This is a genomic window from Martinezella rhizogenes (assembly GCF_027460065.1).
Taxonomy (GTDB): Bacteria; Pseudomonadota; Alphaproteobacteria; order Rhizobiales; family Rhizobiaceae; genus Agrobacterium; species Agrobacterium rhizogenes_C.
Genome location: NZ_JAPYZZ010000009.1, coordinates 93,731 through 105,006, shown reverse-complemented (window position 1 = coordinate 105,006; position 11,276 = coordinate 93,731). Strand labels below are relative to the sequence as shown.

10 protein-coding genes are annotated in these 11,276 nt (G+C 58.5%); 6 read left to right on the top strand and 4 right to left on the bottom strand.

Annotation, left to right across the window (positions count from 1 at the left end; all coding sequences use genetic code 11):
• Positions 1-171: 171 nt before the first annotated feature.
• From O8B93_RS15935 to O8B93_RS15925, 3 genes are all read left to right on the top strand, one after another.
• Positions 172-1,101, top strand: coding sequence for a sugar ABC transporter substrate-binding protein (locus O8B93_RS15935; protein WP_269710903.1), 930 nt, complete (start codon positions 172-174; stop codon positions 1,099-1,101).
• A gap of 234 nt (positions 1,102-1,335) precedes the next feature.
• Entirely contained in the window at positions 1,336-2,877 is a 1,542-nt protein-coding gene (locus O8B93_RS15930; RefSeq protein ID WP_269710902.1) for a sugar ABC transporter ATP-binding protein, read from the top strand.
• Positions 2,878-2,909: 32 nt separating this feature from the next.
• Positions 2,910-3,938, top strand: a complete 1,029-nt coding sequence (locus tag O8B93_RS15925; RefSeq protein WP_080829650.1) for an ABC transporter permease — start codon at positions 2,910-2,912, stop codon at positions 3,936-3,938.
• Positions 3,939-4,039: 101 nt separating this feature from the next.
• On the opposite strand, the gene O8B93_RS15920 is transcribed toward O8B93_RS15925, so the two are convergent.
• A complete protein-coding gene (locus O8B93_RS15920) occupies positions 4,040-4,795 on the bottom strand; it encodes a gamma-glutamyl-gamma-aminobutyrate hydrolase family protein (RefSeq protein ID WP_269710901.1) in 756 nt (251 codons plus the stop codon).
• A 304-nt stretch (positions 4,796-5,099) separates the two neighbouring features.
• Between O8B93_RS15920 and O8B93_RS15915 the strand changes: the two genes are divergently transcribed.
• Positions 5,100-6,194: a TRAP transporter substrate-binding protein gene (locus O8B93_RS15915; RefSeq protein ID WP_269710900.1), complete on the top strand. Its 1,095-nt coding sequence runs from the start codon at positions 5,100-5,102 to the stop codon at positions 6,192-6,194.
• A gap of 386 nt (positions 6,195-6,580) precedes the next feature.
• On the opposite strand, the gene O8B93_RS15910 is transcribed toward O8B93_RS15915, so the two are convergent.
• Together O8B93_RS15910 and O8B93_RS15905 are read right to left on the bottom strand one after the other, a co-directional pair.
• Positions 6,581-8,050, bottom strand: coding sequence for a TRAP transporter large permease (locus tag O8B93_RS15910; protein ID WP_269710899.1), 1,470 nt, complete (start codon positions 8,048-8,050; stop codon positions 6,581-6,583).
• A gap of 32 nt (positions 8,051-8,082) precedes the next feature.
• Positions 8,083-8,622 carry a TRAP transporter small permease subunit gene (locus tag O8B93_RS15905; protein ID WP_006315177.1) on the bottom strand — a complete coding sequence of 180 codons (540 nt, stop codon included), beginning with the start codon at positions 8,620-8,622 and terminating at the stop codon, positions 8,083-8,085.
• A gap of 415 nt (positions 8,623-9,037) precedes the next feature.
• Between O8B93_RS15905 and O8B93_RS15900 the strand changes: the two genes are divergently transcribed.
• On the top strand, positions 9,038-9,262 hold the full coding sequence (locus O8B93_RS15900; protein WP_269710898.1) for an aa3-type cytochrome c oxidase subunit IV: 225 nt from the start codon (positions 9,038-9,040) through the stop codon (positions 9,260-9,262).
• 70 nt (positions 9,263-9,332) lie between these two features.
• Positions 9,333-9,866, top strand: coding sequence for a hypothetical protein (locus tag O8B93_RS15895; protein ID WP_269710897.1), 534 nt, complete (start codon positions 9,333-9,335; stop codon positions 9,864-9,866).
• 15 nt (positions 9,867-9,881) lie between these two features.
• On the opposite strand, the gene O8B93_RS15890 is transcribed toward O8B93_RS15895, so the two are convergent.
• Entirely contained in the window at positions 9,882-11,135 is a 1,254-nt protein-coding gene (locus O8B93_RS15890; RefSeq protein WP_269710896.1) for an NAD(P)/FAD-dependent oxidoreductase, read from the bottom strand.
• Positions 11,136-11,276 lie beyond the last annotated feature (141 nt).

The following is an 11,276-nucleotide window of genomic DNA, read 5'->3' as shown; positions in this document are numbered from 1 at the left end:
GGGCTGCGAAGAAAGCATTGACGTTCGAACCAAAAATGGAATAAATATATCGAACAGACAGAAAATCGGTTTCATTATTCCGTTTTCTGAATCTGAGGAGGTTGCGGCGGGCTTTCGGGTTCGCCTCCGGTTGGGAGAGGCGGCACCGGACGCCATGGAGGAGAAAACGCAATGAAGAAATTTATCATTGGCGCAGCCATGTCTGTGCTTCTCGGCACAGCGGCACATGCGGAGACGGTCGGTGTCTCGATGGCGCTGTTCGATGACAACTTCCTGACCGTGCTGCGCAACGGCATGCAGGATTATTCCAAGGAACTGAAGGGCGTCACCCTGCAGGTCGAGGACGCGCAGAACGACGTCGCCAAGCAGCAGAGCCAGATCCAGAATTTTATCGCTTCCAAGGTCGATGCGATCATCGTCAACCCGGTTGATACGGATGCGACGGCGGCCATGTCGAAGCTCGCTGCCGAGGCCAAAATCCCGCTGGTTTATGTCAACCGCCAGCCGGTGAACGTTGACAGCCTGCCGGACGGCCAGGCGTTCGTGGCTTCTGAAGAAACGGTCGCCGGTACGCTCGAAACCAAGGAAGTCTGCCGCCTTCTCGGTGGCAAGGGCAAGGCCGTCGTCATGATGGGCGAATTGTCCAATCAGGGCGCGCGCATGCGCACGCAGGCCGTTCACGATGTTCTGAAAACCGATGAATGCAAGGGCATTTCGATCGTGGAAGAACAGACCGCAAACTGGCAGCGCACCCAGGGTTCGGACCTCGTCACCAACTGGCTTTCCAGCGGCGTCGAGTTCAATGCCGTCATCGCCAACAACGACGAAATGGCCATCGGCGCTATTCAGGCCCTGAAATCTGCCGGTAAGGACATGAAGGACTATGTCGTCGCCGGTGTGGACGCAACGCAGGATGCGCTTGCCGCGATGCAGGCGGGCGATCTCGACGTCACGGTCTTCCAGGATGCCGCGGGGCAGGGCAAGGGTGCGCTCGATGCCGCGCTGAAGCTCGTCAAGGGCGACAAGATCGAGAAGAAGGTCTACATTCCCTTCCAGCTCGTCACGCCTGAAAACGTCAAGGACTACGTAGCCAAGAACTAACGTCCGCGTTCCGGCATCTGCGCCCGTTTTCTATATGACGAGCAGATGCCGGTTTTCGACGACATTGGAGTAATGGCTTCGGCGCCTGTGTGGACCCGGATTGAATTTCAGTGAATTCAAATTGTTACAGCGTACTTTGGTCGTGACCGACATGGCGCTGTAGGCCTCCCCGGAGGCGAGGCGCCCTATGGCGAAGCCTGTCACCGGTATTTTTTGACTATTGTGGAGGGTGAGATGGTCGTCAGTCCATCGACAATGGCCGCCGTGCGCGCCAGCGGAGCTGTGCCGAATGCCGAGTTTCTTCTCGCGGCGGATGGCATACGCAAGGAATTTCCCGGCGTCGTGGCGCTCGATGATGTGCAGTTCCACCTCAAGCGCGGCACCGTACATGCGCTGATGGGCGAAAATGGCGCCGGCAAATCGACGCTGATGAAGATTCTCGCCGGCATCTACCAGCCGGACCAAGGCGAAATCCGCCTGAAGGGCGCGCCGATCCGGCTCGATTCTCCGCTTGATGCTCTGGAAAACGGCATCGCCATGATCCATCAGGAACTGAACCTGATGGCCTATATGACGGTAGCCGAAAACATCTGGATCAGGCGGGAGCCGAAAAACCGGCTGGGCTTCATCGATCATGGCGAAATGTATCGCCGCACCCAGACCCTGCTGGAACGACTGGGCATCGATCTTGATCCGGAAACGCGTGTCGGCGAACTTTCCGTCGCCAGTCGTCAGATGGTCGAGATCGCCAAGGCGGTTTCCTACGACTCCGACGTTCTGATCATGGATGAGCCGACATCGGCTTTGACGGAACGCGAGGTCGAGCATCTCTTCCGCATCATTCGCGATCTGAGGGAGCGCGGTATCGGCATCGTCTACATCACTCACAAGATGAACGAGCTGTTCGAGATCGCTGACGAGTTTTCCGTGTTCCGTGACGGCAAATATATCGGCACCCACGCTTCCACCGATGTGACGCGTGACGACATCATCCGCATGATGGTTGGCCGCGAAATCACTCAGATGTTTCCGAAGGAAGAGGTTCCGATCGGTGACGTCGTGCTGTCGGTCAAGAATCTGACGCTCAATGGCGTGTTCCATGATGTGTCATTCGATGTCCGCGCCGGTGAAATTCTCGGTGTCGCGGGTCTTGTCGGTTCGGGACGCTCCAATGTCGCCGAGACGGTGTTCGGCGTCACACCCGCATCATCGGGCACCGTTGCAATCGACGGCAAACAGGTTTCGATCGGCAGCCCGACCGAGGCGATCCGTCATCGCATGGCGTTCCTGACGGAGGACCGTAAGGATACGGGGTGTCTGCTCATTCTCAATATTCTCGAGAATATGCAGATCGCCGTCCTGCAGGACAAATATGTCGCCAATGGTTTCGTGCAGGAAAGCGCGCTATCGGATGCCTGCGAGGAAATGTGCCGCAAGCTCCGGGTCAAGACGCCGCATCTTTATGAGCGCATCGAGAACCTGTCGGGCGGCAACCAGCAAAAGGTGCTGATCGGCCGCTGGATGCTGACCAAGCCGCGTATTCTTATTCTGGATGAGCCGACGCGCGGTATCGATGTCGGCGCCAAGGCGGAAATTCACAAGCTGGTTTGCGAGATGGCGCGTCAAGGCGTCGCCGTCATCATGATTTCCTCCGAAATGCCGGAGGTTCTGGGTATGAGCGATCGTGTCATGGTCATGCATGAGGGTCGGGTGACGGGTTTCCTTGATAGAAGTGAAGCCACACAGGTGAAGGTGATGGATCTCGCATCGCGGTGAGGCGCGCCGGGATTTCTCGAGGAGGAACGATTATGACTACGAACGCCGCCAACGTGGAGTTGGATGCAAAATCCGGACGCAAGCCGCACCGGCGCATCCCGCCAGAGGCCAATATCTTTTTCGTACTGATTGGCATCGCGCTGGTTTATGAAATTCTCGGCTGGATTTTCATCGGCCAGAGCTTTTTGATGAACCAGCAGCGCCTGACGATCATGATCCTGCAGGTGTCGGTGATCGGCATTATCGCCGTCGGTGTGACGCAGGTCATCATCACGGGCGGTATCGACCTTTCCTCCGGCTCCGTCGTCGGCCTGACGGCGATGTTGTCCGCCAGCGTCGGGCAATCATCCACATGGCCGCGGGCCCTTTATCCGGGGTTGACCGATCTGCCCTTCTTCATCCCGCTGGCCGTTGGCGTGTTGGCCGGTGCCCTTGCTGGCTTCATCAACGGGCAGCTCATCGCGCGCACCAAAATTCCGCCCTTCATCGCAACACTCGGCATGATGGTCACGGCGCGTGGTCTCTCCAAGTGGTATACAAAGGGTCAGCCGATTTCCGGCCTGACGGATGGGTTCAACTTCATCGGCACGGGCATCTGGCCGGTCGTGGTGTTCCTCGTCGTCGCCGTCATCTTCCATGTGGCGCTGCGTTATACGCGTTACGGCAAGTTCACCTATGCCATCGGCGCCAACCAGCAGGCGGCCCGCGTTTCCGGTATCAACATCGAAGCGCATCTGATCAAGGTCTATGCCATTGCCGGTCTGCTGGCCGGTCTCGCCGGTGTCGTCACCGCTGCCCGCGCACAGACGGCGCAGGCCGGCATGGGCGTGATGTATGAGCTTGATGCCATCGCCGCGGCCGTTATCGGCGGCACCTCGCTTGCTGGCGGTGCTGGCCGCATCACCGGAACTGTCATCGGCACCATCATTCTTGGCGTCATGACTTCAGGCTTCACGTTCCTCAGGGTCGACGCCTATTACCAGGAGATCGTCAAGGGCCTGATCATCGTCGCCGCCGTTGTCGCCGACGTTTACCGCCAGAAGAAACGCGCAAAGCGTTAAATCCTCCTCCTCCCGGACTTGGGGCAAGCTTTTAGGGCTTGCCCCTTTTTTATGCGCTGACGACAGGGACGCGATCCGGGCTGGAGGGCAGGTGCCGATTGTCAGGCCTTGCTGTTTCGGTACGCGTGAACAGCCTTGCCAAAGGCTTCGAACAACGCACGGGACGGTGCATCCGTCTCGGCCCAATATTCCGGATGCCACTGCACGCCGACAGCAAAACCCTTGGCGTCGATGACGGAGACGGCCTCGATGGTGCCATCCTCGGCCGTCGCTTCCACCTGCAGGCGCGGCGCGGTTTCGGCAATCGCCTGCCGGTGCAGGGAGTTGATCTGGATTTCACCAGCCATGCCGAGATGCTGCGCAATGCAGGAGCCTTCACGCACATGCACCGGCTGGCGGATGGCGAAGGCGATGTCACGGTCGTCATGTTCCGGTTTGCGGTGGTCCCATGTTCCGGGTTGTTCCTGAATTTCGGAAGCCAGCGTGCCGCCAAGCGCCACGTTCAGCTCCTGAATACCGCGGCAGATGGCCAGCATCGGAATACCGCGCTCGATGGCGCGGCGGATGAGCGGCAGGCTGGTAGCGTCGCGGGCCGGGTCGAAAGGTCCGTCGCTTTCCTGCGCCTCCTTGCCGTAGAGGGAAGGATGCACATTGGTGGCGGAGCCGGACACGAGCAGTCCATCCACCCGGTCGAGAATGGCGTCCACCTCGTTACCATCCTCGAAGGCCGGGACGATGAAGGACATGACATCAGCCACCTTCAAAGCGGCGGAAACATACTGGTTCTGCGCGGCGTGCCAGTCGGCTCCGGCAAAATGCCTGATGTCGGCGGGGACGGCGATGATGGGTTTTGGCATGGTGGCTCCGGGACGAATCTCCGAAATTTGTGCGACTGCCCGTGGGCCAAGTCAAGCATGTGTTTTACGTTCCATCGGTCATATATGCGCCTAAAGTATAAGGTGTCGCCCGGATATTTCAGTTGCAAATAAAATACGAAGGAGAAGTCCTGAAAATTCCCGAAACGGCCGGTTTTTCCGCGATTAATTCTTGGAACGGGTGCTTGTCAGCCGGGCTGGAACCGTGCTTACTTCGCTACGATGCCTGAACAGCAACGAGGGGAATTCAAAGCTGCGGGCAGGGTTCATATCTGGGAGGATATAGATGGATCGCCGTTCCTTTATGAAAAAAGGTGCGCTTGCGGGAGCTGCCACAGCTCTGGCCGCACCTGCCATTGCACAGCAGAATACCAAGATCAACTGGCGCCTGACGTCGTCATTTCCGAAATCGCTCGACACGATCTATGGCGGCGCCGAGGATATTGCCAAGCACGTCGCGGCAGCGACCGACGGTAATTTCACCATCCAGCCCTTTGCCGCCGGTGAAATCGTCCCCGGCCTGCAGGCGGCCGATGCCGTGTCATCAGGCACCGTGGAAATGTGCCACACCTGCTCTTATTATTACGTCGGCAAGGACCCGACCTTCGCCATCGGTACGGCGATACCTTTCGGCCTCAATGCCCGTCTGACCAATTCCTGGTTCTATGAAGGCAACGGCAACAAGCTGCTTAACGAGTTTTACGCCAAGCATAATCTCTACGGGATGATCTCAGGCAATACCGGCGCCCAGATGGGCGGCTGGTTCCGCAAGGAAATCAATACTGTCGACGATTTCAAGGGCGTGAAGATGCGCATTGCCGGTCTCGCCGGCAAGGTGGTGGAAAAGCTTGGTGTCGTGCCGCAGCAGATCGCCGGCGGCGACATCTATCCGGCGCTGGAAAAAGGCACCATCGATGCGGCGGAATGGGTCGGTCCTTATGACGACCACAAGCTCGGCTTCCAGAAGGTGGCGAAGTATTATTATTATCCGGCCTTCTGGGAAGGCGGCCCGGTCATCCATTCCTTCGTCAATCTGGACAAGTGGAACAGCCTGCCGAAGAATTATCAGATGGTGCTGCAGGATGCCTGTGCATTCGCCAACACCAGCATGATGGCGAAATACGACGCGAAGAACCCGATTGCCATCAAGCAGCTGGTGTCGGAAGGTGCGGTGCTGCGGCCCTTCAGCCAGGAAATCCTCGAAGCCTGCTACAAGGCTGCGCTGGAAGTTTACGCCAACATCTCGGCATCCAACCCGGACTTCAAGAAGATTTACGAGGACCAGGTCGCCTTCAAGCGCGAGGGCTATCTGTGGATGCAGCTTGCGGAATACACTTTCGATACGTTCATGATGATCCAGCAGCGTAACGGTAAGCTCTGATTATTCGGTAACGGCGGCGGACCGGGCAAAAGCCTCGGAGATTTCGGTCTCCGGGGTTTTTGTTGTGCGTGCATGCCTTCATGCATCCGACAACAAAGGATGATTTACGATCGGGTCTGTTGTGAGCAAAAGCAGCAGGCTCCGTGGCCAGCCGGAGTGTCGGCGAGGATTGGCCACGCCGACCTCGGCAAAGGCCTTGCTCTCAACTGTGGAGGTGATGTGATGTGGAAACCACTGAGCATTGCGTTTGTCATTAGGAAAAACCGGGCAGGCTGGTCAGTGACTGTCCGGCTTCATTTCAAACGATAAACAAACGGAAGGCAGGGCTGGAACCCTGTCTTCCACTCCGCAACTATAAGCGTTTAGCCTAGCCCTTACAAGACACCTCAAGGCCCGATCTTCGGCGGTTCGCCGAGATTAGGCATGCCCGGCAACCCGCCCGGCTGGCCGAAATTGGGCATGGTGTTGCCGCCCTGATTGCCGAAGGCGGGCACCTCGATCTTGATGGAGTTCAGATCGACGTCAGGCGCCTTGTCGAGCCAATAGGTGACCGATTCCGGCCAGAAGATCACGATGGCGACGAGGATGAGCTGCATGCCGAGCCACGGGATGGCGCCCATGTAGATATCCGATGTCTTGACCGAGCGCGGCGCGATGGAGCGCAGGTAGAATAGTGCAAATCCAAAAGGCGGATGCATGAAGCTCGTCTGCATGTTGATGCAGATCAGCACGCCGAACCAGATGAGATCGATGCCGAGCGACTGGGCGATCGGCGCCAGCATCGGAATGACGATGAAGGCGATCTCGAAGAAATCGAGGAAGAAGGCGAGGAAGAAGATGAAGATGTTGACGAAGATCAGGAAGCCGATGGGGCCGCCCGGAATGCCCGACAACATGTGCTCGATCCACAGAGAACCGTCCATGCCCTGGAAGACGAGTGAGAAGCAGGTGGCGCCGACCAGAATGAACACCACCATCGATGTGATGTGCATGGTGGAATGCATGCCCTGCTTGACGAGATCCCAGCTCAGACGACGGTGTGCCGCAGCCAGCGCCATGGCGCCGACGACACCGAGCGCACCCGCTTCTGTGGGTGTTGCAAGGCCGAGGAAGATGGTGCCGAGCACCAGGAAGATCAGCACGATGGAGGGGATCATGCCCGCCAGCACGCGGAATACCAGCGCCCGGTTGAGTTCACCGCGGGCTTCCGGCGGCAGCGCCGGCAGGTCCTTGGGCCTGACGATCGACATCAGCAGGATGAACAGCATGAAGATCGCCACCTGCAGGATCGAGGGGCCGATCGCGCCGAGATACATGTCGCCCACGGATTTGCCGAGCTGGTCGGCGAGAACGATGAGGACGAGGGAGGGTGGGATGACCTGTGTGATCGTTCCCGATGCGGCGATGACGCCGGTGGCAAGCCGCGGATTATAACCGTATTTCAACATGATCGGCAGCGAGATGACGCCCATGGTGATGACGGAAGCCGCAACCGTGCCGGTGATGGCGCCAAGGATCGCGCCGACGATGATGACGGCGTAGGCAAGGCCGCCGGGAATGGCACCGAACAGCTTGCCGGTTCCCTCAAGCAGGTCCTCCGCAAGGCCACATCGCTCAAGGATCGCGCCCATGAAGGTGAAGAAGGGAATAGCGAGCAGCAGGTCATTCGAGATGATGCCGAAGATGCGCAGCGGCAGGGCCTGAAGAAAGGCCGGTGAAAAATGCTCGGTGAAAATGCCGATGACGCCGAAAACGAGGCCGACGGTGGCAAGCGAGAAGGCAACCGGGAATCCGTAAAGCATGAAGATGATCATGCCGAGGAACATCAGTGGTGGAAGAATACCATATTCAAACATGGGAAATATCCTGAAGGTTCAGATCGGCGCGATCATTGCAGGGGCTTTTCGTACTTCGTATCCAGCGCATAAAGCCCGTTGAGGGCGCCGACGCGCTTGATGAGTTCGGAAAACCCCTGAAGAACCAGCAGGGCGAAACCGGCGAAGATGACGAGTTTCACGGGCCAGCGGATGAGACCGCCGGCATTCGAGGACATTTCACCCTGATGCCAGGATAGCGTGAACATGGGCCAGGACAGCCAGGCGAGGTAAAAGCAGGCGGGTATCAGAAACAGCACGATGCCGATGATGTCCACCCACAGGCGGCTTCGCGGAGAGATGGCACCATAGATGATGTCGACCCGCACATGTTCGTTCATGCGCAGCGTATAGGACGCGCCGATCAGCACGATGAAGGCGAACATGTACCACTGGATTTCCAGCCAGCCGTTTGAACTATAGTTCAATGCGTAACGGACCATGGCATTGCCGGCGCTGACGAGGCAGCAGATGAGCACGAGATAACCGGCAACCTTGCCCAGAGCTTCGCTCACAAGGTCTATCAGCGCGCTTAGTTTTAAAAGCGATTTCATTACTTTCCCCTCTTCCCTTTTGCGGGCCCTTTGCGGGTTTATGGCGGAGAGCAAAGTCCGGTATCCCTACGGCGGCCGCACCTCCACGCGCATCCGTTGCCACAGGTTCCAGAGTTCCTCCCCACAGAATCCCGTGTATGGTCAGGCGGTTCGAAAAGCAACCAAAACCGCCATGAAACGGCGCGGCGAAGCCCGCTTTTCAACCGTTTGCGAAAGAATGTTGCCCTATGGCATACTTTGCCCGGCGGCGCAGTCATCGTGCATGCCGTCGCCGCTCTTTCGCGCAGAACGCATTGCGCTTTTCGACGACTTCATGTTACGTCTGGCTCCGGAGAATCCGGCATGGACCTGTGATCGTCCGCGGGTAAATCGTCTCGCAGGACAGGCATGGCGGATGGAGCAAAGGGGAAGCGGAATGAGCGAACATCACACGGGTCCGGTCGAAGTTGGCGCCGAGATGAATTACGCCGAGCACGAAAAGACCTATAACGGTTTTCTGGCCATGACGAAGTATGGCACCATGCTGCTGTGCGTGCTGATGCTGGCCATGGTTGCAGGTTTCTTCACATCCGCGGGCTTCCTTGGCGGCCTGGTCGTCTTCCTTGCGCTTTCGGCTGCGGGTTTCGTTCTGCTGCGCTGAGTAATTTCGTTCATGAGCGGTTCCCGGTCGGGGAACCGGGGCGATGCCGGATAACCGGAAAGGCCAAGCCATGAAGCGTCTGGTATATTGCCTGTTCCTGCTGGTGGCGATTGCGCATCCTGTCTGGTCGCGCGATCTTTCGCCTGCCGAGCAGGACGGTCTTCGCACGCAGATCGAGCGGTTCAGCACGGCTTTGAATGCGCAGGATTTTGGAACTGTCAGCAAGACGGTGCCGCCGAAAGTCTTTGAATTCATCGCAAGCGAGGCCGGTATCACCGTGGAGCAATTGCGCGGCGCCTTGACGGCGCAGATGCAGATGGCGCTCGCGGCGGTCAAGATAACCGAATTCAGCATGGATACGCAGGCGATCAGCCTCGCGCAAACGCCTGACGGAACGCCCTATGCGCTTGTTCCGACGAAAACGGTCATGGAAACCGGTGGCCAAACGATCGAGGCGAAATCCCATACGCTGGCACTGATGGATGGTGCGGAATGGTATCTTCTGCGTGTCAGTGACCAGCAGCAGGTCACCATCTTGCGCAAAGTCTATCCGTCCTTCGCCGAGGTGACGTTTCCGGACGATTCCATGCAGCAGGTGAAATAGGCCAAGCCTCTTCCTTCAGGAAAACCGTCCTGGCCGGAACGGGTCGGCCGATATTGCCGTCTCCTCGCCGTTGACCAACTGCGTCACCAGACGCGCCGTGGCTGCCGATTGTGTCAGCCCCAGATGGCCATGGCCGAAGGCATAGATCACGGAGGGCGTGGCGCGGGCCGTGCCGATGACGGGAAGACAGTCCGGCATTGACGGGCGAAACCCCATCCATTGCTGCCCACCCTCCAGCTTCAGTCCGGGTAGGAAACGCCCGGCCTTCTTCAGCATTGCTTCGGCGCGGCGGAAATTCGGTTTCAGTTCGAGCCCACCGAGTTCGACGGCGCCGCCGACGCGGATGCCCGTCGACAGCGGGGTGACCACGAAGCCATGATCATTGAAATAAAGCTGGCGCGTCAGGTTGAAGGCTCCAGCGGGCAGGGTGGTGTTGTAACCGCGTTCGGTCTCCAGCGGCACGATGTTGCCCAGCGTTGCAGCAAGCTTTCTCGACCACGCGCCGCAGGCGATCACCACTTTGTCGGCGTCGATCTTGTCGCCGTTTTCGAGCGTCACGATCGTGCTTTCGCCGACGGCATCGATGCGCTCGGCCTCCCCCTTGCGCAGGCTGGCGCCACGGGCAACCACCAGATCGAAAATGGCGCGGGTGAAATCATAGGGGTCGGAGACCTGCAGGCCATCGGGAGAGAATATGGCGTGGCGGAACTGCGGCGCGAGGCCCGGCTGCAAGGCATCGATCTCGTTGCGGCCGACACGCTCAAAGGTGAAACCGGCGCTTTGCTTTTCATCCCAGTCCCTGCGCGCGGCATTGAGACTCGCCTCGCTGTCGTAAAGATCGAGCGTTCCGGTTTTTGAAACGAGGTGCGAGAGTTCCGGCATGGCGGCAACATGGGCCATTTCCACGGCCGCCAGCCGGTTTATTTCCGTAAGCGCCTTCAGCCCGTGACGGAAGTTCCGCTCCGCGCTGGCGCGCCAGAAACGCCATAACCAGGGCGCAATCTTGGGCGCATAGGCCGGCGGCACGCTGAGAGGCCCCAGCGGATCGAACAGCCAGCGGGGTGCTTTTTTCATGATGTCGGGCGCTGGGATGGGAATGATTTCAGGGAAGGCCAGAATGCCGGCATTGCCGGAACTCGCCCCCCGCGCAACTTCGCCACGCTCCAGAAGCACGACGTCGCGTCCGGCATTCTGCAGATAAAGCGCCGCCACGGAACCGATAATGCCGGTGCCGATCACCAGCACATCGCATTTCAGGGTCTTGGTCATCGGCGCTCCTGCAAACTAGTCTTTCACCTCGCCATAACAATGAATGCCGTTTGGATGAAAGGCCGCATCGCGTCGTTGATGCAGAAATATGAGCACTGTGGCAAATAAGCGGTCGGAAATAAACAAGGCGAGTATTTCTGC